The following is a 25,574-nucleotide window of genomic DNA, read 5'->3' as shown; positions in this document are numbered from 1 at the left end:
CGGCAGACAGACGGATGCCCCGGGGTGCGGGGCCCCGGGGCATCCGATTTTCGCGCCGCGTCCCCCCGCGGCGCCGTCTCACTCGGTGTCGACGAGGAACCGCGAGTAGGCCACGATCGTCAGGAACGTCGGGAACTCCTCTCGCAGCGCGACCTCGCGGAACACCTCTGCCGCGTCGTCGAACCGGTCGCCGTCGCGGCGGTCGACCTCGCCCAGCACCTGCGCGATGAGCTCCTCGATGTAGGCCACCGTGATGGCGGTGCCGTCCTCGGTCTCACGGTCCTGGTGGATCCACTGCCACACCTGCGAGCGGCTGATCTCGGCGGTCGCCGCATCCTCCATGAGGTTGTCGAGCGCCACCGCGCCCAGGCCCCGCAGCCACGCCTCGATGTAGCGGATCGCCACCGACACGTTGCCGTGGACGCCCGCCGCGGTGATCGGCAGGCCGATGTGCACGTCGAGCAGCTGCGCCGGGGTGACCTCCACGTCGTCGCGCTGGCGCGACACCTGGTTGGGGTTCTCGCCCAGCACGGCGTCGAACTCGGCCTGCGCCACCGGGATCAGGTCGGGGTGGGCGACCCAGGTGCCGTCGAAGCCGTCGCCGGCCTCGCGCTTCTTGTCGGCCGCGACCTTCTCGAACGCGCGCTGCGTCACCTCGGGGTCACGACGGTTCGGGATGAACGCGCTCATGCCGCCGATCGCGAAGGCGCCGCGCTTGTGGCAGGTCTTCACGAGCAGTTCGGTGTAGGCCCGCATGAACGGCACCGTCATCGTCACGTCGCTGCGGTCGGGGAGCACGAAGCGGGCGCCGCGGCCGCGGTAGTTCTTGATGATCGAGAAGATGTAGTCCCAGCGGCCCGCGTTCAGGCCCGCGCAGTGGTCGCGCAGCTCGTAGAGGATCTCCTCCATCTCGAACGCGGCCGGCAGCGTCTCGATCAGAACCGTGGCACGGATGGTGCCGTGCGCGATGCCGAGGTACTCCTCGCTGAAGGTGAAGATGTCGTCCCACAGCTTCGCCTCCTCGCTCGACTCGAGCTTGGCGATGTAGAAGTACGGACCCGAGCCGTTCGCGATCAGCTGCTGCGCGTTGTGGAAGAAGTACAGCCCGAAGTCGACGAGCGACCCGGACGCCGCCATCCCGCGGCCCGTTCGGTCGATGAAGCGGATGTGCTTCTCGACCAGGTGCCAGCCGCGCGGACGCATCACGATCGTCGGGGTGCGCTCGGCGGTGACGCGGTACTCCTTGCCCTCGGGGCTGGTGAACGACAACTGGCCGCGGATCGCGTCGAACAGCGACAGCTGGCCCTCGACGACGTTCTTCCACGTCGGCGAGGTGGCGTCCTCCTGGTCGGCGAGCCACACGCGGGCGCCCGAGTTGAGTGCGTTGATGGTCATCTTGGGGTCGGTCGGACCCGTGATCTCGACGCGGCGGTCCTCGAGGCCGGGTCCGGCACCGGCGACCTTCCAGTCGAGGTTCGCGCGCACGGCGGCGGTGTCGTCGCGGAAGCGCGGGTCGCGGCCGTTGCCGATCTCGAAACGGCGGCGCATGCGGTCGGCGAGCCGGTCGTGGCGGCGTCCCGAGAAGCGGTGGTGGAGCTCGGTGAGGAAGGCGACGGCGTCCGGGGTGAGGATCTCGTCGTAGCGCTCGCCGAGGCGGCCCGTGATCTCGATCGCGGGACCCGCGTGGGTCGTGGGGGTGGAGTTCGTCGTGGGCGCGATGCCCGTGGCGGTGGGAGTCATTGGCCCGTTCTTCCTAGGAGATGTTCTGTCAGGGGGTGTGGGGGATGCCCCGGGGCGCGAGGTGTGCCCCGGCCCCGAGGCATCCGATGACGCTGTCGCGGATCAGTGGAACTGCTCGGACTCGGTCGAACCGACCAGCGCGAGGGTGGCGCTGTCGGGGTTCAGCGCGGTCGACACGAAGTCGAAGTAGCCGGTGCCGGCCTCGCGCTGGTGCTTGGTGGCGGTGTAGCCGTCGTCCTCGGCGGCGAACTCGCGCTCCTGCAGCTCGACGTAGGCGCTCATCGCGCGCTCGGCGTAGCCGCGGGCGAGGTCGAACATCGAGTAGTTGAGGGCGTGGAAGCCGGCGAGGGTGATGAACTGGAACTTGTAGCCGAGGTCGGCGAGCTCCTGCTGGAAGGTCGCGATCTGCTCGTCGTTCAGGTGACGCTTCCAGTTGAAGCTCGGCGAGCAGTTGTACGCGAGCATCTTGCCCGGGAACTCTGCGTGGATCGCGGCCGCGAACTCGCGCGCCAGTTCGATGTCGGGCTCGCCGGTCTCGACCCAGATCAGGTCGGCGTACGGGGCGAAGGCGAGGCCGCGGGCGATGACCGGCTCGATGCCGGCGCGGACGCGGTAGAAGCCCTCGGTGGTGCGCTCGCCGGTCGTGAACTCCTGGTCGCGGGGGTCGACGTCGCTCGTGAGCAGGTCGGCGGCGAGCGAGTCGGTGCGCGCGATGATCACGGTCGGCACGCCCGAGACGTCGGCCGCGAGGCGGGCCGCGTTGAGGGTGCGGATGTGCTGCTGGATCGGCACGAGCACCTTGCCGCCGAGGTGGCCGCACTTCTTCTCGCTGGCCAGCTGGTCCTCCCAGTGGATGCCGGCGGCGCCGGCCTGGATGAGCGACTGGGCGAGCTCGTACGCGTTCAGCGGGCCGCCGAAGCCGGCCTCGGCGTCGGCGACGATGGGGGCGAGCCAGTCCTGGGTGATCGTGCCCTCGGCGTGCTCGATCTGGTCCTGACGCAGCAGCGCGTTGTTGATGCGGCGCACGACCGACGGAACCGAGTTGGCGGGGTAGAGGCTCTGGTCGGGGTAGGTCTGGCCGGCGAGGTTGCCGTCGGCGGCGACCTGCCACCCGGAGAGGTAGATGGCCTTCAGGCCCGCGCGCACCTGCTGCACGGCCTGGCCGCCGGTGTACGCGCCGAGGGCGCGGATGTAGTCCTCGGTGTGGAGCAGGTTCCACAGGTTCTCGGCGCCGCGGCGGGCGAGGGTGCTCTCCTCGCGCAGCGAGCCGCGCAGACGGACGACGTCCTCGGCGGTGTACGTGCGCTCGATGCCGTCCCAGCGGGGGTCGGTGTCCCAGATCTCCTGCAGCTCGGCTGCGGTCTGCGTCTGGTCGCCGGCGCGAAGCGGCGGCTGTCCGGGCGTGGCCTGAATCGTCATGGCGGTCTCCTTCATCGGATGCCGGGTCCGTCGGTGGACCGGCAGGTCGTCGTGAGACCACTATCCGTGAAGTTCAAGAGCGAACCCTGCGATTCTCGGAGTGAAGATTGCAAAAAATTCACTCTTCGTGACAGACTGCGCGGCATGACGCTCGCGGAAACTCCCACCGAAACTGACGTCGAGGCCGACGCGCTGACGATCGGCCGACGCATCCGTCAGCTGCGCACGAAGCAGGGGCTCACCCTCGAGGCGCTCGCCGAGGCGGTCGAACGCGCCCCCAGCCAGCTGTCCATGATCGAGACCGGCAAACGCGAGCCGAAGCTCACCCTGCTGCGCGCGATCGCGAAGGCGCTCGGCACCTCCATCGACGCGCTGCTCGAGGCCGAGACGCTCGACGAGCGCGCCACCCTCGAGGTCTCCCTCGAGCGCGCCATGAAGGGGCAGACCTTCCAGGCCCTCGGTATCTCGCCCTTCCGCATCGGCAAGACCGTGCCCGACGAGGCGCTGAAGGCCATGCTCGCCCTCCAGCACGAGATCGAGCGGCTGCGCGACGAGCGCGCCGCCACCCCCGAGGAGGCCCGGCGCGCGAACGTGGAGCTGCGCCATCTCATGCGCGGGCAGAACAACTACTTCCCCGAGCTCGAACGGCAGGCCCGCGACATTCTCGATGCCGTGCACCACCCGGGCGGCCCCCTCACCCAGCGCACCACGAGCGACATCGCCGCCCACCTCGGGTTCACTCTGCACTACGTGCCCGACCTGCCGCAGACCACCCGCAGCGTCGCCGACCTCAAGAACGGGCGGCTCTACCTCTCCAGCAAGCTCACGCAGAAGGGCGACTCGCGCACCGCGGTGCTGCAGGCGCTCTCGAGCCGCATCCTCGGGCACACCGAACCCGCCAGCTACGCGGACTTCCTGCGTCAGCGGGTCGAGACGAACTACCTCACCGGCGCACTGCTCATTCCCGAGGCCCACGCCGTGCCGTTCCTCGGCGAGGCGAAGACGCGCAAGGCCATCTCGATCGAGGACCTCCGCGATGCCTACTCGGTCTCGTACGAGACCGCCGCGCACCGGTTCACCAACCTCGCCACGGTGCACCTCGGCATCCCGGTGCACTTCCTCAAGGTGCACGAGTCGGGCACGATCACGAAGTCCTACGAGAACGACGACGTGAACTTCCCGACCGACCGGCTGGGGGCCACCGAGGGCCAGATGTGCTGCCGTCGCTGGACGAGCCGGGTCGTCTTCGACGTCGACGACCGCTTCAACCCGTACTACCAGTACACCGACACCGGCAACGGCACCTACTGGTGCACGGCCCGCGTCGAGAACTCCAGCGAGGGGCAGCACTCGGTGAGCGTCGGGGTGCGCTTCGACGACACCAAGTGGTTCCTCGGACGGGACACCCCCAACCGGGGCGTCTCGAAGCACTCGGTCGAGGTGTGCTGCCGCCGCGCACCGGTCGAGCTCGAAGCCCAATGGCGCGAGAACGCGTGGCCGAACGTGCGCACCCCGCGCACCCTGCTCGCCACCCTCCCGACCGGAGCCTTCCCCGGGGTCGACACGACGGAGGTCTACGAGTTCCTCGCGACCCACGCGCCGCGCGACTGACATCGCCGCGTCGACGTTGAGCATTCGCACGGCCGGCCGATAGGCGCACGGGCGCCGGGTGTGACAGTCTTCTCACACTCGCCCGGAACCCGATCCGCGGCGGGATGGAGGACGACGATGGATGTCGCGGAGCGCCGTTCGGCGATCGTGTCGCGCGTCGCATCGACCGGCGACGTCGAACTCGCCGGTCTGGCGGCGGAGCTGGGTGTGAGTGCGATGACGCTGCGGCGCGACATCGAGGCGCTGCGCAGCGCAGGGGCCATTCCGCGCCGCGCGTCCGCCCCACGGCCCGAGGGTCGCACCGCCGACGTTCCCGGAGTGCACCTCGATCATGCCGCCCCGCTCGCCGAGGCGGTGGTCGACGTGCTCGAACCCGGATCCACCGTCATGATCGCGGGGGGCGTCATCGGCCACGGCGTGGCGCGCACCCTCATCGGGCGGGGCCTCGGGCTCACGATCGTCACCCCGTCGCCCGACGTCGCGCTGGTGCTCGCCGCCGACCCGGACACCACCGTGGTCATCGCGGGGGGTCTGCTGCGCGGCGGGGCCGGCATCGCGGTCGGAGCCGACGCCGAGCGTGTCGTTCGCCGCTACAACTACGACACGGCGGTGATCGACGCCGAGGGACTCGACGCCGTCCGAGGTGTCACGGCCGCCGATGCGGACGTCGCCGAGATCCTGCGCGCCGGCATCGACATCGCGCGACGGGTCGTCGTCGGCGCGAGCGCCGCGAGTCTCGGGGTCGTCAACCAGCTCAATGTGACGGCGCCCGAGAACCTCGCCCTCGTCGTCACCGACGCCGGCGCGCAGCATCCCGAGGTCGACGCCCTCGCCGCATCGGGCATCGAGGTCGTCGCCCTCGGGTGAGCGCCTCAGACGGTCGGGTCGCCCTTGCGTGACTTGGACCGTCGGTACTCGATGCCGGTGGTCTCGTCGATCGCGATGCGACCGGTCGGCAGGTTCGACAGGTCGGGCGAGATGACGGTGGGCTCGCGGCCCGAGTCCGGCAGGCCGAACGTGTGTCCCTCGTCGACGCCTTCGAGCACCAGCACGGCCTGCGCGCGGCCGAGGGTGCGTCCGACGAAGTAGTCGGGCGACACGATCCACCAGACGATCATGAGCACGACGCCCACCAGGATCGCGCCCACACCGACGACGGCCACCATACCGATCCCGAAGAACTCAACGTTGTTGCCGTCGGCGTCCTGGAGCCAGTCGGGCTGGGCGAACTGGATGAGGCCGTAGACGAACGCGACCGCGAGGATCCCGCCGCCCGCGAGGGGAACGAGCCCGCGCATGACGAAGTTCCGCACGCTCGAGAACAGGGTGCGGCGGTAGAACCAGACGCATGCGAAGCCGGTGAGTCCGTAGTAGAAGGCGATCATGAGGCCGACCGAGCCGATGAGGGCGGTGAGCAGGTTCGGCGAGATCACGGTGAACAGCACGTAGAAGGCGATGGATGCCACGCCCATCCCGATGGTCGCCCAGGTCGGCGTGAGGAACTTCGGGTGGATGCGTGCGAAGCGCGTCGGGATCGCCTTGAACGCCGCCATCGACAGCGCGGTGCGGGCTGTCGGCAGGATCGTCGTCTGCGTGGAGGCGGAGGCCGAGGTGAGGATCGAGAACGCGAGGAGCGCGACCGCCGCCTGGCCCCAGAAGCTGTTGCCGAACAGGGTCGGCGCGATGGCCGAGAAGACGTCCGCCGCGTTCGACTCCACGCCGAGGCCGATCCCGTCGGTGCCGACGCCCGCGAACGCGATCGCCGCGACCGAGACGAGGGCGTAGGTGACGAGCAGGAGGAGGGTCGAGATGATCGCCGAGCGACCGGGGGTCTTCTTCGGGTTGGCGGTCTCCTCGTTGAGGGAGACCGCGGTGTCCCAGCCCCAGTAGATGAAGATCGCCGTGAGCATGGCCGGCGCGACGACGGTGCCGAAGTCGAGACCGCCGGGCCACAGCCAGCTGAGCGAGGGGGTGAGGGAGCCGTCGACGCCGTTGCCGCTGTAGACGCGGGTGAGGGCGACGACGGAGAAGAGCACCAGCACCACGAGCTCGATGCTGAGCAGGGCGTACTGCAGACGCGCCGAGACCTCGACGCCGAGGTAGCAGATGCCGGTCATGATGACGATCCAGGCGACGCCCGCGACGGTCGACCAGAGCGTGTCGCTCGAGAGCGCCGTGATGTCGCCGTCCTGGGTGATGGTGCCGACGAACGTGAATCCGTACGAGCCCGCCACCTGCGCGAGGTTGGCCATCACGATCACGTCGGCCGCGATGATGCCCCAGCCGCCGAGCCACCCGGCGACGGAGCCGAAGGCGCGCGCCGCCCACGTGAAGGTGGTGCCGCAGTCGGGCTCGGCCTTGTTCAGCTCGCCGTACGCGACGGCGATCATCCACATGGGGATGAACGCGAGCAGCATGATCGCGGGCGCCTTGACGCCGGCGAGCACGGCGCCGCCGCTGGCGACCACGAAGCCGAGGCTCGCCGCCAGGCTGTACGCCGGCGCCGTGGAGGACATGCCGATCACGACGCTTCCGACGAGACCGACAGCCCCCTTTCGCAGGCCTTTGTCTTCTGATCCGGATGTGGGGGCTGTGACGGTCATGTTCGCCTCCGCGCGAGGTGTGATGGATGGATGCGGAGACTCGGTCGGACGCAGGCCCCCAGCGGCCGCCGACCGGGTCGGTGTGTCGTTTCTCTGTTGAGGCCGGCGGCCTCGGTGGATCTGTCGGTGCGGTGGGGCCTTGTGGCCCCGGTGGATCAGATGAGGTTGCCGGCCTCCGTGAGCACGTCACGGAGGATGCCGGTGATCTCGCGGAACTCGCTCGGGCCGATGGTCAGCGGCGGGGCGAGCTGGATGACCGGGTCGCCCCGGTCGTCGGCGCGGCAGTACAGGCCCGCGTCGAACAGCGCCGACGAGAGGAATCCGCGCAGCAGGCGCTCGGACTCGGCCTCGTCGAAGGTCTCTTTGGTGGTCTTGTCCTTTACGAGCTCGATGCCGTAGAAGTAGCCGTCGCCGCGCACGTCGCCCACGATCGGAAGGTCGTGCAGCGTCTCGAGCTCGGCGCGGAACAGCGGCGCGTGGGTCTGCACGTTCTGCAGCAGCCCCTCCTCCTCGAAGATGTCGAGGTTCTCGAGCGCGACCGCGCACGAGACCGGGTGTCCGCCGAAGGTGTAGCCGTGCAGGAACGTCGTGTCGCCGTGGGCGAAGGGCTCGAAGACGCGGTCGCTGACGATCGTGGCTCCGAGCGGCGCGTAGCCGCTGGTCAGCGCCTTGGCGCACGTGATCATGTCGGGCTCGTAGCCGTAGTGCTCGCAGGCGAACATCGTGCCGATGCGCCCGAACGCGCAGATCACTTCGTCCGAGACCAGGAGCACGTCGAGTTCGTCGCAGATCTCTCGCACCCGCTGGAAGTAGCCGGGCGGGGGAGTGAAGCATCCGCCCGCATTCTGCACCGGCTCGAGGAAGACGGCCGCGACCGTCTCCGGCCCCTCGAAGAGGATGGCCTCGCGGATGCGCTCGGCGGCCCAGATGCCGAACGCGGCCTCGTCGGGTCCGGTGAAGCCCATCTCGCCGGCGCGGTACCAGTTGGTGTTGGGCACGCGGAATCCGCCGGGGGTGAGAGGTTCGAACGGCGCCTTCATGGCGGGAATGCCGGTGATGGCGAGGGCGCCCTGCGGGGTGCCGTGGTAGGCGATGGCGCGGGAGATGACCTTGTGCTTGCCGGGCTTGCCCTGCAGCTTCCAGTACTGCTTCGCGAGCTTGAACGCCGTCTCGACGGCCTCGCCGCCGCCGGAGGAGAAGAACACGCGATTGAGGTCGCCCGGGGCGTAGTCGGCGAGTCGGGCCGCGAGCTCGATCGCGGCCGGGTGGGCGTAGGACCACAGCGGGAAGAAGGCGAGCGATTCGGCCTGCTGGGCGCCGATCTCGGCGAGGCGACGACGGCCGTGCCCGGCGGCGACGACGAAGAGTCCGGCGAGTCCGTCGATGTACTCGCGGCCGTGGCTGTCCCACACGCGGTGGCCCTCGCCGCGCACCATGATCGGCACCGGCGCGCCTGCCTGGTTGGCGCCGTGGCGGGCGAAGTGCATCCACAGGTGGTCGCGGCTCTTGCGTTGCAGGTCGTCGTTGTCGAACGGGCCCGACGGTGAGTACCCGCGGGACGCCAGGGTGGGGGGTGCCGAATGCTGACCGGTCATGCCGGAGACGCTAACGGGTGCGACCCCGCATGACAAGGAAAAACGTCGTTGCGGATGTATTTCGCGACGGTTTCGGTTGTCTGAGTAGTTCTATTCAGCGGATAGCGAAGTATTCGAGATCGATGGCGCGCCCGTCAGCTCCATGGCGACCCACAGCTCGCTGCGCGCGGCGAACCCCGACAGATCCCGCCCGAGCACGTGCTCGGCCAGGGCCACCCGCGCGCGCACCGTGTGGCGGTGCACGCCCAGCAGGCGGGCGGATGCCTCGTGCCCCCCGTCATGCGCGAGCCACACCCGCAACGTCGTGACCAGCTCGGTGCCGTGGGCCGCGTCGTGGGCGACGAGCGGCGCCAGCGTGGCGTCGGCGAGGCGCCGCGCATCGGGCGTCGCGAGGTGCGGGAGCAGTCCCACGTCCGCGACGATCTCGAACCGGCGCACGCGTCCCGTGCCGCGCTCCAGGGCGAGGCGCGCGCGGGACAGGGCGGTCGCAAGGTCGTCGTCCGGTACGGCGGCGACACCCACCCGGAGGTCGAAGGCCTCCGCGAGGTCGGCGGCCACGCGCTCGCCGCCGGTTCCCGCGAGCACGACGATCTGGTCGTCGTCGCGCCCATAGAACACCTCGACCCCCGGTTCGTCGGCCCGCACGTCGAGCCAGTCGAAGATCGCGGCGCGACGGGAGGAGGCGGCATCCGTCACGGCCACGGTGCGATCGCCGCCCGGCAGCGCGCCCCAGACGTCGCGCGCGATGCGGCGGGCGAGGGTGAGATCTCCCGCGAGAAGAGCCTGCAGCACGCCGCGCCGCAGCGCGCCGTAGCCGCGGTCCAGACGCTGGCGTTGCTCGAGTGCGAGGCCGGCCAGCGCCACGACGGCGGTCACGAGTCCGCGTTCTTCCTGGTCGAGGTGCGTCGCGGCGATCACGAGTGCGCCGCGGAGGCGTCCGGTGCGACCGAGGGTCTGCAGGCTGAAGGAGCCGGATGCCGCGTGCAGGGCCGATCCCGTGTTGGCGCCGCGCCGCAGGAGCGTCTGCACCTCGTCGGTCAGTGCCTCGGCGGCCTCGGACGTGAGAGCGTCGACCGGGTGGGCGTGGGTGAGCGCGCCGGAGGCGTCGAACAGGCCGACCCAGGTGCCGAGCTGCTTGGCCAGCTCGTCCACGATCGCGCCGAGTCCGCCGGGCCGCAGTGCCGCGAGGGAGATCGCCCGCTGCGCGGCGAGAGCCCAGCTGCGACGGGCGTATGCCTGGGCGGCGATCGCCTCGGCGTTCGCGCGGGCGACCGCGATGAAGGGGGTGCGGTAGGGCACTTCGACGAGCGGGAGTCCTGCCTCGCGACAGGCCGCCGCGAGCTCGGGCGGGATGCCGGCGCGCACGACCTCGGTGCCGAAGCCGACGGCGACGACGCCGCGGGAGGAGAGTCGTTCGACGTACGCCACGTACTCGTCGGGCTCCGCGGCCGTCGCGAGGAACTGCGTGCCGGTCGTCAGCAGCGCGAGCCCCTCGGACAGGAAGGGTGTGGGGTCGAGCAGGTCCGAGCTGTGCACCCATCGCAGCTCCGCATCGAGCGCGCCCGCCGGCAGCGCCTCTTCGGGCGTCTCGAGCCGCAGGCGCAGCTCGGTGCGCGCCAGCAGCGCGCGCAGGGTCGGGACGTGCGGCTCGGCCATGGGGTCCTCGGCGTTCGGGCGGCGGTGGCGGCATCCGGTCTGTACGGGATGGATGCCGTGATCGTTCCCGTTATACACGCCGTCGAGTGGTGGTCGTCAGTGTCGGCGGCTAGCGTCGCCGACATGAGCACCGCCGACACCCTCACCGTCCCGCTGGGCGGCCCCGCGCTTCCGCAGGAGCGCCGCCTCGTCACCGCGATCCCGGGCCCGCGGTCGCAGCAGCTCCTCGAGCGCAAGGCCGCAGCCGTGCCGGCGGGCGTCGGGCACACCGCCCCCATCCACGCGGTCGCCGCCGGCGGCGGCGTCGTGGTCGACGCCGACGGCAACTCCCTCATCGACCTCGGTTCGGGCATCGCGGTCACCACGGTCGGCAACAGCCACCCGGCGGTGGTCGCCGCCGTCGCGCAGCAGGCCGCGCAGTTCACCCACACCTGCTTCATGATCTCGCCGTACGACTCCTACGTCGCCGTCGCCGAGGCGCTCAACCGGCTGACGCCCGGCGATCACGAGAAGAAGACCGCGCTGTTCAACTCCGGCGCCGAGGCGGTCGAGAACGCGGTCAAGATCGCGCGCAAGTTCACCGGGCGGCCGGCCGTCGTCGCATTCGACCACGCGTACCACGGGCGCACGAACCTCACCATGGCCCTCACCGCGAAGGCCATGCCGTACAAGCTCGGCTTCGGCCCGTTCGCGGGCGAGATCTACCGGGCGCCGCTGTCGTACCCCTTCCGCGACGGACTGTCGGGTCCGGATGCCGCGGCCCGCGCGATCGCGATGATCGAGAAGCAGATCGGCGCGTCGCAGGTCGCTGCCGTGCTGATCGAGCCGATCCAGGGAGAGGGCGGGTTCATCGTTCCCGCCGACGGCTTCCTGCCCGCGCTCGCCGACTGGTGCCGCCAGAACGGCGTCGTCTTCATCGCCGACGAGGTGCAGACCGGCTTCGCCCGCACCGGCTCGATGTTCGCGAGCGAGCTGTTCGATGTCGTCCCCGATCTCGTGACGACCGCCAAGGGCATCGCCGCGGGCCTCCCGCTCGCCGCCGTCACGGGGCGCGCCGAGATCATGGATGCCTCGCACGCCGGGGGCCTGGGCGGCACCTACGGCGGCAACCCGATCGCCTGCGCCGCGGCACTCGCCGCGATCGACGTGTACGAGAGCGACGACCTCGCCGGCCGTGCCCGTGATCTGGGTGAGGTGCTCGTGGCCCGCCTCGAGGCGCTGCGGGCGGCCGATGCCCGCATCGGCGACGTGCGCGGACGTGGCGCGATGATCGCGGCCGAGTTCGTCGACCCCGCGACCGGCGCGCCCGATGCGACGCTCGCCGCCGCCGTCGCGAAAGCGTCGATCGCCGAAGGCGTCATCGTGCTCACGTGCGGCACCTACGGCAATGTCATCCGCTTCCTCCCGCCGCTGTCGATCCCGGACACCCTCGTGCACGAGGCGTTCGACGTCATCGGCGCGGCCCTCGCGGCGAACTGAGCGCCGATGACCTCGATCACGAAGGACGTCGTCGTCATCGGCGCGGGCGCGGCGGGTCTCACCGCCGCCCATGAGCTGCGCCGCCAGGGGCTGTCGGTGGCGGTGCTCGAGGCCCGCGACCGCGTCGGCGGGCGGCTGTGGACCGACACGGTCGACGGCGCGGTGCTCGAGATCGGCGGCCAGTGGGTATCGCCCGATCAGACCGCGCTGCTCGAGACGCTCGACGAGCTGGGGCTCGAGACCTATCCGCGCTACCGAGAGGGCGACAGCCTCTATCGCGGCCGCGACGGCGAGCTGCGCCGGTTCACCGGCGAGCTGTTCCCGGTCTCCGAGGAGACGGCGGCGGCGATGACCGCGCTCATCGCACGCCTCGATGCGCTCACCGCCGAGATCGACCCGGACGCCCCGTGGGCGCACCCCGACGCGGTCGCGCTCGACACGATCTCGTTCGAGGCGTGGCTGCGCGCACAGTCCTCTGATGCCGAGGCGGTCGACAACATCGCCCTCTACGTCGCGGCGGCGATGCTCACCAAGCCCGCCCATGCGTTCTCCGCCCTGCAGGCGCTGCTCATGGCTGCGAGCGCCGGGAGCTTCTCGCACCTCGTCGACGCGGACTACATCCTCGACCGCCGCGTGATCGGCGGACTCCAGCAGGTGCCGCTGCTGCTCGCCGAGCGCCTCGGCGCAGATGTGCACCTGGGTGCCCCGGTGCACCGTCTGGCATGGAGTGACGGCGGGGTGGTGGCATCCGCCCCGGACCTCGAGGTGCACGCACGGTTCGCGGTGCTTGCCCTCGCTCCCACGCTGTTCGAGCGCATCGGCTTCGAGCCGCCGCTGCCCCGGCTGCAGCAGCAGCTGCACCAGCACCTCTCCATGGGGTTCGTGATCAAGGTGCACGCGGTCTACGACCGGCCGTTCTGGCGCGAGGCGGGCCTGTCGGGCACGGCGTTCAGCCCGTACGAGCTCGTGCACGAGGCCTACGACAACACCACCCACGGTGAGAGCCGCGGCACCCTCGTCGGGTTCGTGTCCGACCAGCGCGCCGACGACGTGTTCACCCTCGACGCCGACGAGCGGCGCACCCGTATCCTCGACGCCCTCGCCCGTTACTACGGCGACGAGGCGCGGCATCCCGTCGTCTACTTCGAGAGCGACTGGGGGAGCGAGGAGTGGACGCGCGGTGCCTACGCGGCGAGCTTCGACCTCGGCGGCCTGCACCGCTACGGTCCGCACCTGCGTGCGCCGATCGGACCCGTCCACCTCGCGTGCAGCGACATGGCGGGCGCCGGCTACCAGCACGTCGACGGGGCGATCCGCATGGGTCGCGCCGCCGCCGCCGACATCCTGACCGCGGCCCGCCGGGCCGCCGCCGACTGACCACCACCGAGGAGAGCCCATGAGCGAGTACGCCGTCGTCAACCCCGCCACCGGCGAGACCCTGGCCACCTACGACACCCTCACCGACACCGAGCTGGCCGCGAAGGTCGCCGCCGCGGATGCCGCCTACCGCGCCTGGCGCCTCGCGCCCGTGGCGGAGCGGGCGGCCGCGATCCGGCGGGTGGCCGAGCTTCACCGTGAGCGTCGCGACGAGCTGTCGGCGCTGATCGTGCGCGAGATGGGCAAGCCTCTCGCCGCGGCGGAGGGCGAGGTCGACTTCGCCGCCGACATCACCGAGTTCTACGCCGACAATGCCGGGCGGATCACCGCCGACCAGCCGATCGACATCCTCGGCGAGGGCACCGCGGTGATCCGCAAGGCGCCGATCGGCGTGCTGCTGGGCATCATGCCGTGGAACTTCCCGGCCTATCAGGTCGCGCGCTTCGCCGCACCGAACCTGGTGCTCGGAAACACCATCCTGCTCAAGCACGCTCCGCAGTGCCCCGAGTCGTCGGCCGCGATCGAGCGCATCTACCACGACGCCGGCGTGCCGGTCGGCGGATACACCAACCTCTACATCACCAACGACCAGGCGGCGACCGTCATCGCCGACCCGCGGGTGCAGGGCGTCTCGGTCACGGGATCCGAGCGGGCGGGTGCCGCGGTGGCGGAGATCGCCGGACGGAACCTCAAGAAGGTCGCGCTCGAGCTCGGCGGCTCCGATCCGTTCATCCTGCTCTCGACCGACGACCTCGACGGTGCCGTGAGCGCCGCGGTCGAGGCGCGCCTGGACAACACCGGGCAGTCGTGCAACGCGGCCAAGCGTTTCATCGTGGTCGACGGTCTCTACGACGCGTTCGTCGAGAAGTTCACGGCTGCGATGACCGCGGCGACGGTCGGCGATCCGTTCGCCGAGGACACCGTGCTGGGCCCGCTCTCGTCGCTCGCCGCGGCGGAGCGCCTGGCCGCCCAGGTCGACCACGCGGTCGCCCAGGGTGCGACGCTGGTGGCCGGCGGCACGCGCGACGGCGCCTTCTACGCGCCGACCGTGCTCACCGATGTCACCAGCGACATGGACGTCTACCGCGAGGAGCTCTTCGGCCCCGTCGGCGTCGTCTACCGCGTCGCCGGCGAGGACGAGGCCGTCGCGATCGCGAACGACACGTCGTTCGGCCTCGGCTCCTACGTCTTCACGACCGACCCGGCGCAGGCCGAGCGCGTCGCCGACGCCATCGATGCCGGCATGGTCTACGTGAACCTCGTGCTCGCCGACAGCCCCGAGCTGCCCTTCGGCGGCGTCAAGCGCAGCGGCACCTCCCGCGAGATGGGTCTGCTCGCCGCCGACGAGTTCGTCAACAAGAAGCTCGTCCGCGTCGCCGGCTGACCTCACGCCTCATCGCCGAGGGCTGCACGGCACTCGGCGAGGGACTCGTCGGCCCACTCGATCTGCTGCGCGGTCCCCCACCGTGCGGCGTCGGCGCGCGCGGCGTGGAACGACACGAGGGCGTCGCCGTGGCGACCCGCCGCCATCGCCGCCCAGCCGGCGTTGTTGTGCAGGGAGACGCGCCAGCGCTGTGTTCGCGCATCGGTGACGTCCTCGAGCGCGGCGAATGCTGCCGCGGTGTGCCGATCGCCGTTCGACGGGTCGGCGATCGCGAGCATGTGCAGGGCATCGACGTACAGGAAGACGAGACCGGCGGATGCCGCGGCATCCGCTGCCCGCCGGAAGTGCACGATCGCGCCCTGAGCGTCGCCGGCCGAGTTGTGCAGTCTTCCGCGCTCGAGCGCGACCCGCACCGCGGCGGCCGGCGCCTGCCCGGTGACCGTGTCGAGCACGGCGTGCGCACGCGCGTACCTCGCCTGCAGGCCGAGCGCGCGGGCGATCTGCGTCTCCAGCTCGGCCCGCTCGTCGTCGTCCGTCGCCGCTGCGGCAGCGGCGACGAGGCGCCCCTCGGATGCCGCGGCATCCCCGAAGTCCCACAGTTCGTCGAGCTGCAGCGGCGCGAGGGTCATCCCGGAATCGTAGGCCGCGGAACGCGACGAATCCCCCTCGTGCGGCGGCGCGATCGGGAGGAGAATCGGGGCATGGACGAGATCGGGGTGGTGGACAGTCTCGACGAGTCGGAGTGCCTGCGGCGCCTGGCGACGCAGCAGCTCGGACGGCTCGTCACGCATATCGGGAACGTGCTCGACGTGTTCCCGGTCAACTACGTCGTCACCGGCGGCGACATCGTGTTCCGCACGGCCGAGGGCAGCAAGCTGTTCGAGCTGACCGTGAACGACGAGGTGCTGTTCGAGGTCGACGACCACACGGACGCCGGCGCATGGAGCGTGGTCGTGCGCGGACACGCCCGGCGGCTCGAGACGGAGGCCGAGATCGAGACCGCCGAACAGCTCGGCCTTCAGCCGTGGGTGCCGACTCTGAAGCGCAACTACGTGCGCGTCACGGCGGCCGAGATCACCGGTCGCGCCTTCGGATTCGCCCCCGAACCGGACCGCTCCGGGGTGCACGTGTTCTGACCCCGGGTCGCAGCGCGCCGGAGGCATGACGTACACTGGAACGTGCAGTAGAAGTCTGCATTCTTTTGCCGTGCCCGAAGATCGGGTGCGAGACCCCCTCCCTCCGGTTGCGGCAGAAGTGCGGGCGCCGAGACCCCCGGGTCTCTAGGGCGGTAGCTCAATTGGCAGAGCAGCGGTCTCCAAAACCGCAGGTTGCAGGTTCGATTCCTGTCCGCCCTGCGCGTCAGCGCAACAGCTGACACAACGATGATCCAGGTGGAGTCAATGGTCCAGGACGAGGCGAAGAACGACGTCGTCGCGAAGAGCGATGCACGCCGCGAGAAGAAGCCCAACATCTTCGCTCGCATCGTCCTGTTCATCCGTCAGGTCATCGCGGAACTGCGCAAGGTCGTCACCCCGACCCGGCAGGAGCTCGTCAAGTTCACAGCCGTCGTGCTGGGCTTCGTCATCGTCATGATGGCGGTGGTCTACGGACTAGACCTTCTGTTCGTGTGGCTGACGACCGTGGTGTTCGGAACCCCGGGCGCCTGAGCGCCGGATCCGCACCGGAGAACTGAGGAAGAACGCACGTGTCTGAAAAGTATGTCGACGACGCCGATTGGGCGACGGCCGCCGAGCAGTCCAGCGAGGACGACGCCGCGCAGGATGGCAACACGCTCGCCGCGGAAGAGGAGTCGGTGACCGCCGCCGAGCAGGTCGCGCTCCACGTCGAGGACGAGGATGACGCGGATTTCGACGACGACGTCGTCGAGATCGACGACCCGGAGGCTGATGCGATCGTGAACGACGCTCTCGAGATCGACGAGACCGCGGAGGCCGAGGCCGCCGCAGAGGTGCTCACCGACGCCGCTGCCGAGGAGGCCGCGGAGCTCGCCCAGGAGGCCGCCGACGAGGTCGCCCCCTACGACGGCCCCGAGCTCGGCGACGACCTCGACGTCGACGCCGATCTCGACCCGGTCGAGGCGTTCCGCACCGAGCTGCGCTCGCTGCCGGGCAAGTGGTACGTCATCCACTCCTACGCCGGTTTCGAGCGCAAGGTGAAGGCCAACATCGAGCAGCGCAAGTCGACGCTCGAGGTCGAGGAGGACATCTACCAGGTCGAGGTCCCCATGGAGGACGTCGTCGAGATCAAGAACGGCCAGCGCAAGATGGTCACCCGCGTGCGCATCCCGGGCTACGTGCTCGTGCGCATGGAGCTCAACGAGGACACCTGGTCGGTCGTTCGCCACACGCCCGGCGTCACCGGCTTCGTCGGCAACGCGCACAACCCGACCCCGCTGCGCTTCGAAGAGGCCTTCACGATGCTGCAGTCGCTCGTCGAGGTGAAGGAGGCGGCCCCCGCCAAGGGCGGCGCCCCCGTCAAGGGCGCTCCGGCCGCGGCCCGCGTCATCCCCGCCGAGGTCGACTACGAGATCGGCGAGACCATCACGATCAAGGAGGGCTCGTTCGCGGGTCTCCCGGGCACCATCAGCGAGATCAAGCCCGAGAGCGGCAAGCTCACCGTGCTCGTCTCGCTGTTCGAGCGCGAGACCCCCGTCGAGCTGTCGTTCGACCAGGTCACCAAGCTCTGACACAGACCACCGCTCCCCGGAATGGCCGGGCTGCGGGAGAGAGGGATGCCGCGAGGCATCCGCTCGTTGAAAGGAAAAGGAAATGGCACCGAAGAAGAAGGTGACCGGCCTGATCAAGCTCCAGATCAACGCCGGCGCCGCCAACCCGGCGCCGCCGATCGGCCCCGCGCTCGGTCAGCATGGCGTCAACATCATGGAGTTCTGCAAGGCGTACAACGCCGCGACCGAGTCGCAGCGCGGCAACGTCATCCCGGTCGAGATCACCGTCTACGAAGACCGCAGCTTCACGTTCATCCTGAAGACCCCGCCGGCGGCGGAGCTCATCAAGAAGGCCGCTGGCGTGCAGAAGGGGTCCAAGACCCCGCACACGGTGAAGGTCGCCAAGCTCACCAAGGAGCAGGTGCGCCAGATCGCCGAGACCAAGCAGCCCGACCTCAACGCGAACGACATTGAGGCCGCATCGAAGATCATCGCCGGCACCGCCCGTTCCATGGGCATCACGGTCGAGGACTGAGGGGGAGCGTCACCATGGCACAGAAGTCCAAGGCGTACGAGGCCGCGAAGGCCAAGATCGACGCCGACAAGTTCTACACCGCCGCTGAGGCCGTCGCGCTCGCGAAGGAGACCGGTTCGGCGAAGTTCGACTCGACCGTCGAGGTCGCGCTGAAGCTCTCGGTCGACCCGCGCAAGGCCGACCAGATGGTGCGCGGCACTGTCATCCTTCCCCACGGCACCGGCAAGACGGCGCGCGTGATCGTGTTCGCGACGGGTCCGGCCGCGGAGGCCGCCATCGCCGCGGGTGCGGACGAGGTCGGCGGCGCCGAGCTCATCGAGAAGGTGGCCGGCGGCTACATCGCGTTCGACGCGGCGGTCTCGACCCCCGAGCTCATGGGCCAGGTCGGTCGTCTCGGCAAGGTGCTGGGTCCCCGTGGCCTCATGCCGAACCCGAAGACCGGCACCGTGACCCCCAACCCGGCCAAGGCCGTCGAGGAGATCAAGGGCGGCAAGATCGAGTTCCGCGTCGACAAGCACGCCAACGTGCACTTCGTCGTCGGCAAGGCCTCGTTCACGGCCGAGCAGCTGGGCGAGAACTTCACCGCCGCGGTCGACGAGATCGTGCGTCTGAAGCCGTCGAGCTCGAAGGGCCGCTACATCCAGAAGGGCGCCGTGTCGACCACGTTCGGCCCCGGCATCCCGCTGGACGTCAACTCGCTGGTCTGATCGGACCGCTTCCGAAAGGCCCCCTCCGTCGCGGAGGGGGCCTTTCGTCGTCTCGGGATGCCGCGGCTCACCCGCCGACGGCGAGGACGACACCGAGCGTCACCATGACCACGGCGATGACGGCGTCCAGCACCCGCCAGGCGCGCGGGGTCGCGAGCACGGGCGCGAGGAGGCGAGCGCCGCAGCCGAGTGCGGCGAACCAGACGACACTCGCGACGCCGGCGCCGAGCGCGAACCACCAGCGACCGTCGCCCTGCGAAGACGCGACCGAGCCGAGCAGGAACACCGTGTCGAGGTAGACGTGCGGGTTCAGCCAGGTGAGGGCGAGGGCGGTGCCGACGACGGCGCGACGTCGGGTCGCGGTGAGCGTTCCGGACGAGGCGGAGGTGGCGGCATCCGTCGCCGGACCGGTCACGGCCAGCGTCTCGCGCGCGGGTCGCAGCGCCCGGCGGGCGGCGAGCAGCCCGTAGCCGATCAGGAACAGGGTGCCGGCGACGCGCACCACGATCGCGAGCCAGGGCACGCCGTGCAGCACGAGTCCGATGCCGCTGACACCGAGCGCGATGAGTGCGAGGTCGCTGAGCGTGCAGACGGCGACGACGGCGAGCACGTGCTCACGGCGGATGCCCTGCCGCAGCACGAACAGGTTCTGGGCGCCGATCGCGACGATGAGCGAGAAGCCGAGGCCGAGACCGGCGAGCAGGGAGGCGAGCACACCTCGACCGTACGATCCGCCTAGACTTCACGCCAGCTCATGTATCTGTCGCTGCATAAGGAGAACTGATGGCCCGTCTCCCGCTGTCGCACGCCGAGACCCTGGCCGTCGTGGTCGAGGAGGGGACGATGGATGCCGCGGCCCGCCGCCTGCGCATCACCCCGTCCGCGGTCAGCCAGCGCATCTCGGCGCTCGAGGCCCAGCTCGGGCAGGTGCTGCTCGTGCGGGGACGACCGGCGCGGGCGACCCCGGCCGGTCAGAGCGTGGTGCGCTGGGCGCGCGAGGTCACGCTGCTCGAGCACGACGCGCTCGATGAGCTCGGTGTCGACGGTGCCGCGACCACCAGCGTGGCGATCGCGGTGAACGCCGACTCGCTCGCGACCTGGCTGCTGCCGGCGCTCGTCGAGCTCACCACGACGAATCCTGTCGTCGTCGACCTGCGACGCGCTGACGAGGACGACACGGCCGATCTGCTCGCCGAGGGGGCCGTGCTGGCGGCCGTCACCACGCGACGGGCGCCGGTGAGCGGATGCCGCTCCCTCCCGCTGGGCACGATGGTCTACGAGGCCGTCGCCGAGCGTACCTTCGCGGAGCGCTGGTTCGCAGGCGGGGCGGCGACGCGCGAGACGCTCGAGCGCGCGCCGGTCGTCGACTTCGACCGGCGTGACGATCTGCAGACGCGGTGGCTCGAGGAGCACGGGGCGGACCCGGCACGCCCGCCCCGGCACTACGTGCCGGCGTCGGTGGAGTTCGCGCGCGCGATCACCTCGGGGATGGGCTGGGGGCTCCTGCCCCGGTCGCAGAGCGGCGATGCCCTGGCCGATGGTCGACTCGTGGCCCTCGGCGGGGCGCCCGCACGGGTGCCGCTGTACTGGCAGCACTGGAATCTGCGCTCGCCACTCGTCGACGCGCTCACGGCACGGGTGCGAGCCGCGGCATCCGTAGCCCTCGACTCGCCCTGACCCCGGGGCGAGCCGCGGTCAGGCCTCGCCGACCTGCAGCACGGTCTTGCCGCGCGTGTGACCCTGCTCGAGCGAGGTGTGCGCAGCGGCCGCGTCGGTCAGCTCGTACACCTTGTCGACGTAGACCTGGATCGACCGGGAGTCGAGCAGGCGGGCGATCGTGGCGAGCACATCGCCGTCGGGGATGTACTTGTAGCTCGTCGCGCGCACACCCGCGGCCCGCGCCGCCTCGGCGTAGCCCGGCCACGATCCGGTCGGCACGAGCACGTACAGTCCGCCGGGGCGCAGCACCTGTAGCGACCGGGTGCCGGTGTCGTCCGCGGCGTTGCCGACGAGGTCGATCACGACGTCGACCTCGGTGAGGACGTCTTCGAAGCGGGTCGAGCGGTAGTCGATCACCTCGGCCGCGCCGAGTTCGCGCAGCCACTGCGCGTTGCCGGCAGACGCCGTCGTCGTCACCCGTGCGCCGAAGTACGCGGCCAGCTGCACGGCGAAGTGGCCGACTCCTCCGGAGCCGGCATGGATGAGGATGCTCTGCCCCTCGTGCGCGTGCGCCGTCTCGACCACGAGCCCCCACGCGGTGAGCGCCGCGAGCGGTACGGCCGCGGCTTCGGCGTGCGACAGCGTGGTGGGCTTGCGCGCGAGCGAGAGGGTCGGCACGACCGCGTACTCGGCGTACGAGCCACCCGTGCGCGGGAAGGCGACGGTGCCGAACACCTCGGTGCCGGGCGGGAAGGGGTGCGCCTCGAACGGAGACGCGACCACGATCCCGCTGAGGTCGAAGCCGAGCGTCGAGGGCAGGGACGGCACGGCGCCAGAGACACCCGCGCCGGCGCGGGTCTTCGCGTCGATGGGGTTGATGCCGGCGGCGACGACCCGCACGAGCACCTCGCTGAGCACGGGGCTCGGCACCGGCACGTCGGCGACATGCAGAACGTCGGGGGCGCCGGTCTCGTCGAAGACGACGGCACGCATGGTCGATGGAGCGGTGAATCCACTCGTCGCGACGGATGTCGCGGAGTGCGCGGCGCGCAGCGGCCTGAATCTCAAGGTCGCTCCTTCCCCCGTGTGTGTCATCGTCGGCAGCACACTGCCCTTGGAGCCTTCAGTCAAGCGCGGCAATGTCTCATCGGTGTTACGGCGGTGCTACCGGGTGGAGAAGGTGCCCTCGGACCCTCCTGGGTGCGTCACAGGGCCTCCCGTCCGCCGGCGCGTCACGCCTCCGGCGCCGCGCGCCCGGCGGGGCTCAGGCCTCGGGGACCTCGCCCGAGGCGAGGGCGTGCAGCAGTTCGGTCAGCTTCTCGATCGACTCGAGCGGCCAGTCGCTGAGGGCGGAGAACAGGCGGCCTTCGAGGGGGCCGCGAGCGGTCTCGATGCGCTCTGCGCCGAGCGGGGTGACCGAGATCACCCGCACCCGTCCGTCGTGCGGATCGGGTGTGCGCTGGATGAGTCCGAGCTCTTCCAGCTCGCCGACCTGGCGGCTGATCATGCCCTTGTCGGCCACCAGCCGCTCGGCGAGGGTCGAGGCGGTGACGGGGCCGCCGCGGGAGATCACCGAGAGGATCTTGAACGTGCCCGGCAGCATTCCGGGGCTCGCGGCCTCGGCGAGTGCGGCGTAGTAGCGGCGGAACTCGCTCGCAAGCTCCGCGAACGCTCCTTCCAGGCCGCGCACCGCCGCCTGACGGACGGGGTCGGCCGTCTCGTCAGGCGCCGGTGCAGCACTCGCCTCGGAGATCACCGGGACACCGTACCGCGCGATGCGTGTGAGTCTGCTGCGGCCGCGGCATCCGCGTCATCGTTGGTCGCGGGCGCCAGCACATCCATCGCCTCGGCGACGGTGACCGTGGCGAGGTCGGCTTCGGATGCCGCGGCCCGCTCACTGTTGGTCATGCGGGTGAGCGGCTTGTTGGGCAGGAACACGATCGCCAGCACGCTGATGATCGCGAACGGCACCGCGATCAGGAACGAGTGCGAGATGCCCTGCGCGTAGACGTCCTCGAAGATCTGGCGGATGCCGTCGGGCAGCGTCGAGACCTGAGGAATCGTGCCGCTCTGCAGCTGCTGGGCGAGCTGGGTGCCTTGGGCTCCGAGGGCGTGCAGGGCGGCGCCGATGTCGGCGGCCCGCGCGGTGACCAGTTCCGCGACCTTCGCGGCGAGAGCGGCACCCATGACCGAGACGCCGATCGTGCCGCCGAGGCTGCGGAAGAACGTGACCCCCGAGCTCGAGACGCCGATCTGCGACGGGTCGGCGGTGTTCTGCACGACCAGCACGAGGTTCTGCATCGTCATGCCGACGCCCGCCCCGAGCAGGAACATGTAGACCGAGACCACGACGAAGTTGGTGTCGTACGAGATGGTCGACAGCAGGTACGAGCCCGCCACGAGCAGCACGCCGCCCACGACGAGGTACGGCTTCCAGCGGCCGAAGCGGCTGATGAGCTGTCCGACGCCGACGGACGCCAGCAAGAGGCCGGCGATCAGCGGGATCGTCATGAGCCCCGCCTCGGTCGGGGTCGCGCCGCGCGCCAGCTGCATGTACTGGGCGAGGAAGACGGATGCCCCGAACATCGCGATGCCGGTGGCGATCGACGCGACGACGGCGAGCGAGAAGGTGCGGTTGCGGAAGAGCGTGAGCGGCACGAGCGGCTCGGCGACGAGCAGTTCGGTCACGACGAAGAGCACCGCGGCCACGACGGCGCCGCCCACCATGAGCAGGGTCGGCAGGCTCCACCAGTCGTACGACGTGCCGGCATTGGTGACCCAGATCAGCAGCAGCGAGACGGCCGTGGAGAGCAGCGCGATGCCGAGGTAATCGATGCGTGCGCGCGTCGACTCGCGTGCCGGCAGGTGCAGCGTGCGCTGCACGATGAACAGGGCGGCCACGGCGAAGGGGAGGGCGACGAAGAAGTTCCAGCGCCAGCCCCAGGCGTCCGTGATGACGCCGCCGAGGAGCGGGCCGCCGACCGTGGCGACGGCCATGACCGCGCCGAACAGGCCCATGTAGCGCCCGCGCTCGCGCGGGCTGATGATGTCGGCCATGATGACCTGGCTCAAGGCGGCGAGGCCGCCGGCGCCGAGACCCTGCACGGCACGGAAGGCGATGAGCATGCCCGGGTTCTGCGAGAAGCCGGCGGCGGCGGTCGCCAGCACGAAGATCAGGATCGACACCTGGAAGAGCACCTTGCGGTTCATCAGGTCGGCGAGCTTGCCCCACACCGGCGTGGAGATCGCGGTGGTGAGCAGCGTCGCGGTGACCACCCAGGTGTAGGCGGCCTGATCGCCCGAGAGGTCGTGCACGATGACCGGCAGCGAGGTCGAGACGACCGTCGAGGCGAGCATCGAGACGAACATGCCGAGCAGCAGCCCGATGAGCGCCTCGATGACCTGTCGGGGGGAGCGCGATGTCTCTGCGACGGTCGGAACCGGAGAGGTGATGGTGGCCAAGACGGGGCCTTCCTGTGCGGGTGGGGAGTGCGACACCGTCGGCGCAAAAGTTGACTGAGAGCAACTATATGAATCTCGTTGCGCTGTGTCAACTACTTTGGGCGGGCGCGCTGAAGACCCCGCCGTGGCGGGGGAGTGCGTGCCGGGCTCAGTCCGAGAGCGCGAGCGCCCGGAACGCCTCGCGACGAGCCGCGGGTGCGGCCGCGGCATCCGAGCCGGTGCGCGCCAGCGTCGTGCGGCGATAGAGCTCGTCGATGAGGGAGGTCGCCAGCCGCACGAGCTTCGCGATCTCGATGTCGTCGCGCTCGACCCAGGCGCAGCGCGGCTCGTCGCCGACCGGCACGAAGCCGTCGTGCTGCTCCCACGCGACGAGGGTGCGCTCGGCTCCCAGCACGTGCTGCTGCCACCACACCTGACGCAGGTAGGTGCGCGGAATCGACTTCCACGACTTATTGGTCGTCTTGATCTCGGCGAGGGTGATGCGGCCGCGGTCGTCGATGCCGATGCCGTCGGGGGTCGCGAGGTGCCGCGGCTCGACAACCGCGTGGAAGAGGGCCGTCGAGGGCTGGATGCCGTGGGTCGCCGCCACCCAGGCGGCGATCTCCGGCTCGCGTCGCCGGCCGTGGTCCGTGTAGGCGTTGCCGGAGAAGCGCTGGCCCTGCAGTTTCGCGTCGGCAGCTCGCGAGATGGATGCCGCAGATGACAGGGCCGCGACATCCGTCGCCGTGATGCCGCGGGACCGCGCCCGCACCCAGGCCACGCGATCGCGGGAATCCGCGACGATGCGTGCGGCCAGTTCGGGTGTCACGTGTTCGACCCTACGTCCGGGCCGGGACAGCCGTCGGTCGCGACATGCCTGCACGCGAGCGTCGGGGCGCGGTTTGGCGGGGGCAGCGGCATCCCGTATGCTGATGTCAAGCCGAAGACCGCCGGTCATCGTCGTGCGCGAGAGCGCAGGTCGATCGAAGCTCTGCAACGCAGGGGCCCGCGCAGGTGTACGAACGAACTCCCGATCATCGGGCATGTGAAGCTCCGTGCGCTTGCGCCGGAGCTTTTTTCGTTGCCGGGAAGGTCTGAGGCCGGCGATCCGCCATCGCGGATCGTCACGTGGATACAAGGAGTGGCCATGGCGCAGAAGGAAGCGACGGTCGCCGAGCTCACGAAGAATTTCGAGGACTCGACTGCCGTACTGCTCACCGAGTACCGCGGTCTGACGGTTGCCGAGCTCAAGGAGCTCCGCAACACCATCCGTCAGGACGCGGAGTACGCCGTGGTGAAGAACACGCTGTCCAAGATCGCCGCGAACAACGCGGGGATCACGGAGCTGGACGAGGACTTTGCCGGTCCTTCGGCCATCGCCTTCGTGCACGGTGACCCGGTCGCCGTCGCGAAGGGCCTGCGCGCCTTCGCCAAGGCACACCCTCTTCTCGTGATCAAGGGCGGCTACTTCGACGGTGCCCCCCTGAGTGCGGACGAGGTCAACAAGTTGGCCGACCTCGAGAGCCGTGAAGTCCTGCTGGCGAAGCTCGCCGGTGCGATGAAGGCCTCGCTGTTCGGTGCCGCTTATCTCTTCAACGCCCCGCTGTCGAAGGCCGTTCGCACGGTCGACGCGCTGCGTGAGAAGCAGGAGTCCGCGGCCTGAGTCGGCCCGCGGTGGACAA

At 70.3% G+C, this 25,574-nt stretch carries 23 protein-coding genes and 1 tRNA gene; 13 read left to right on the top strand and 11 right to left on the bottom strand.

The genetic code is table 11. From position 1 onward, the window contains the following. Nucleotides 1-78: 78 nt before the first annotated feature. Nucleotides 79-1,740, bottom strand: coding sequence for a malate synthase A (gene aceB / locus FFS51_RS04100; RefSeq protein ID WP_137877610.1), 1,662 nt, complete (start codon nucleotides 1,738-1,740; stop codon nucleotides 79-81). A 102-nt stretch (nucleotides 1,741-1,842) separates the two neighbouring features. Then, entirely contained in the window at nucleotides 1,843-3,159 is a 1,317-nt protein-coding gene (gene aceA, locus FFS51_RS04095) for an isocitrate lyase (protein ID WP_137877609.1), read from the bottom strand. Nucleotides 3,160-3,303: 144 nt separating this feature from the next. On the opposite strand from aceA, the gene FFS51_RS04090 reads away from it, so the two are divergent. After that, a complete protein-coding gene (locus FFS51_RS04090; protein ID WP_137877608.1) occupies nucleotides 3,304-4,770 on the top strand; it encodes a helix-turn-helix transcriptional regulator in 1,467 nt (488 codons plus the stop codon). Between the two features lie 117 nt (nucleotides 4,771-4,887). Continuing rightward, a complete protein-coding gene (locus FFS51_RS04085) occupies nucleotides 4,888-5,637 on the top strand; it encodes a DeoR/GlpR family DNA-binding transcription regulator (protein WP_137877607.1) in 750 nt (249 codons plus the stop codon). A 5-nt stretch (nucleotides 5,638-5,642) separates the two neighbouring features. On the opposite strand, the gene FFS51_RS04080 is transcribed toward FFS51_RS04085, so the two are convergent. The 3 genes from FFS51_RS04080 to FFS51_RS04070 all read right to left on the bottom strand — a co-directional run bounded on the left by FFS51_RS04080 (nucleotide 5,643) and on the right by FFS51_RS04070 (nucleotide 10,624). Next, nucleotides 5,643-7,373 carry an APC family permease gene (locus tag FFS51_RS04080; RefSeq protein WP_137877606.1) on the bottom strand — a complete coding sequence of 577 codons (1,731 nt, stop codon included), beginning with the start codon at nucleotides 7,371-7,373 and terminating at the stop codon, nucleotides 5,643-5,645. 155 nt (nucleotides 7,374-7,528) lie between these two features. Beyond that, nucleotides 7,529-8,860: an aspartate aminotransferase family protein gene (locus FFS51_RS04075; RefSeq protein ID WP_235557445.1), complete on the bottom strand. Its 1,332-nt coding sequence runs from the start codon at nucleotides 8,858-8,860 to the stop codon at nucleotides 7,529-7,531. A 198-nt stretch (nucleotides 8,861-9,058) separates the two neighbouring features. Then, the gene (locus FFS51_RS04070) at nucleotides 9,059-10,624 is read right to left on the bottom strand and encodes a PucR family transcriptional regulator (protein WP_137877605.1); all 1,566 of its coding nucleotides are present in this window, start codon (nucleotides 10,622-10,624) and stop codon (nucleotides 9,059-9,061) included. Nucleotides 10,625-10,747: 123 nt separating this feature from the next. Between FFS51_RS04070 and gabT the strand changes: the two genes are divergently transcribed. The 3 genes from gabT to FFS51_RS04055 are packed head-to-tail and all read left to right on the top strand — an operon-like array spanning nucleotide 10,748 to nucleotide 14,864. Then, nucleotides 10,748-12,103: a 4-aminobutyrate--2-oxoglutarate transaminase gene (gene gabT, locus FFS51_RS04065; RefSeq protein ID WP_137877604.1), complete on the top strand. Its 1,356-nt coding sequence runs from the start codon at nucleotides 10,748-10,750 to the stop codon at nucleotides 12,101-12,103. A gap of 6 nt (nucleotides 12,104-12,109) precedes the next feature. Beyond that, complete coding sequence (locus FFS51_RS04060) at nucleotides 12,110-13,480, top strand: flavin monoamine oxidase family protein (RefSeq protein WP_045247329.1); 1,371 nt, start codon at nucleotides 12,110-12,112, stop codon at nucleotides 13,478-13,480. Between the two features lie 19 nt (nucleotides 13,481-13,499). Next, entirely contained in the window at nucleotides 13,500-14,864 is a 1,365-nt protein-coding gene (locus FFS51_RS04055; protein WP_045247328.1) for an NAD-dependent succinate-semialdehyde dehydrogenase, read from the top strand. A gap of 2 nt (nucleotides 14,865-14,866) precedes the next feature. Here FFS51_RS04055 and FFS51_RS04050 read toward each other — a convergent pair whose 3' ends face one another. Beyond that, on the bottom strand, nucleotides 14,867-15,493 hold the full coding sequence (locus FFS51_RS04050; RefSeq protein WP_045247360.1) for a hypothetical protein: 627 nt from the start codon (nucleotides 15,491-15,493) through the stop codon (nucleotides 14,867-14,869). Between the two features lie 72 nt (nucleotides 15,494-15,565). Here FFS51_RS04050 and FFS51_RS04045 point away from each other — a divergent pair, with 72 nt between their 5' ends. The 6 genes from FFS51_RS04045 (at nucleotide 15,566) to rplA (ending at nucleotide 18,792) form a co-directional block, all read left to right on the top strand. Further along, complete coding sequence (locus FFS51_RS04045; RefSeq protein WP_045247359.1) at nucleotides 15,566-16,000, top strand: pyridoxamine 5'-phosphate oxidase family protein; 435 nt, start codon at nucleotides 15,566-15,568, stop codon at nucleotides 15,998-16,000. A 146-nt stretch (nucleotides 16,001-16,146) separates the two neighbouring features. Beyond that, nucleotides 16,147-16,219, top strand: a tRNA-Trp gene (locus tag FFS51_RS04040). A 45-nt stretch (nucleotides 16,220-16,264) separates the two neighbouring features. Further along, a complete protein-coding gene (gene secE / locus FFS51_RS04035) occupies nucleotides 16,265-16,531 on the top strand; it encodes a preprotein translocase subunit SecE (RefSeq protein ID WP_045247327.1) in 267 nt (88 codons plus the stop codon). 38 nt (nucleotides 16,532-16,569) lie between these two features. Further along, entirely contained in the window at nucleotides 16,570-17,571 is a 1,002-nt protein-coding gene (gene nusG / locus FFS51_RS04030; protein WP_137877603.1) for a transcription termination/antitermination protein NusG, read from the top strand. 82 nt (nucleotides 17,572-17,653) lie between these two features. Then, nucleotides 17,654-18,085, top strand: a complete 432-nt coding sequence (rplK, locus tag FFS51_RS04025) for a 50S ribosomal protein L11 (RefSeq protein ID WP_045247325.1) — start codon at nucleotides 17,654-17,656, stop codon at nucleotides 18,083-18,085. Nucleotides 18,086-18,099: 14 nt separating this feature from the next. Further along, nucleotides 18,100-18,792 (top strand): 50S ribosomal protein L1, encoded by a 693-nt coding sequence (rplA, locus tag FFS51_RS04020; protein ID WP_137877602.1) that lies wholly within the window; start codon nucleotides 18,100-18,102, stop codon nucleotides 18,790-18,792. A gap of 67 nt (nucleotides 18,793-18,859) precedes the next feature. Here rplA and FFS51_RS04015 read toward each other — a convergent pair whose 3' ends face one another. Further along, nucleotides 18,860-19,507, bottom strand: a complete 648-nt coding sequence (locus tag FFS51_RS04015; RefSeq protein WP_137877601.1) for a LysE/ArgO family amino acid transporter — start codon at nucleotides 19,505-19,507, stop codon at nucleotides 18,860-18,862. 68 nt (nucleotides 19,508-19,575) lie between these two features. On the opposite strand from FFS51_RS04015, the gene FFS51_RS04010 reads away from it, so the two are divergent. Continuing rightward, nucleotides 19,576-20,469, top strand: coding sequence for a LysR family transcriptional regulator ArgP (locus FFS51_RS04010; protein WP_137877600.1), 894 nt, complete (start codon nucleotides 19,576-19,578; stop codon nucleotides 20,467-20,469). A gap of 18 nt (nucleotides 20,470-20,487) precedes the next feature. Here FFS51_RS04010 and FFS51_RS04005 read toward each other — a convergent pair whose 3' ends face one another. From FFS51_RS04005 to FFS51_RS03990, 4 genes are all read right to left on the bottom strand, one after another. Beyond that, nucleotides 20,488-21,519, bottom strand: coding sequence for an NADP-dependent oxidoreductase (locus FFS51_RS04005; RefSeq protein WP_431463268.1), 1,032 nt, complete (start codon nucleotides 21,517-21,519; stop codon nucleotides 20,488-20,490). 196 nt (nucleotides 21,520-21,715) lie between these two features. After that, nucleotides 21,716-22,207, bottom strand: a complete 492-nt coding sequence (locus FFS51_RS04000) for a MarR family winged helix-turn-helix transcriptional regulator (protein WP_048809138.1) — start codon at nucleotides 22,205-22,207, stop codon at nucleotides 21,716-21,718. After that, nucleotides 22,204-23,820, bottom strand: coding sequence for an MDR family MFS transporter (locus FFS51_RS03995; protein ID WP_489433925.1), 1,617 nt, complete (start codon nucleotides 23,818-23,820; stop codon nucleotides 22,204-22,206). Before FFS51_RS03995 ends, FFS51_RS04000 begins: the two co-directional genes overlap by 4 nt. A gap of 241 nt (nucleotides 23,821-24,061) precedes the next feature. Continuing rightward, nucleotides 24,062-24,721 carry a YqaJ viral recombinase family protein gene (locus FFS51_RS03990; RefSeq protein WP_137877599.1) on the bottom strand — a complete coding sequence of 220 codons (660 nt, stop codon included), beginning with the start codon at nucleotides 24,719-24,721 and terminating at the stop codon, nucleotides 24,062-24,064. 318 nt (nucleotides 24,722-25,039) lie between these two features. Here FFS51_RS03990 and rplJ point away from each other — a divergent pair, with 318 nt between their 5' ends. Beyond that, entirely contained in the window at nucleotides 25,040-25,555 is a 516-nt protein-coding gene (rplJ, locus tag FFS51_RS03985; RefSeq protein ID WP_045247319.1) for a 50S ribosomal protein L10, read from the top strand. Nucleotides 25,556-25,574: the final 19 nt, after the last annotated feature.

It is taken from the genome of Microbacterium sp. 4NA327F11 (genome assembly GCF_005503465.1).
In the GTDB taxonomy this organism is placed as follows: Bacteria; Actinomycetota; Actinomycetes; order Actinomycetales; family Microbacteriaceae; genus Microbacterium; species Microbacterium ginsengisoli.
Note: the sequence above shows the minus strand (reverse complement) of the source record. Positions and strands in the feature narration are given on the sequence as shown.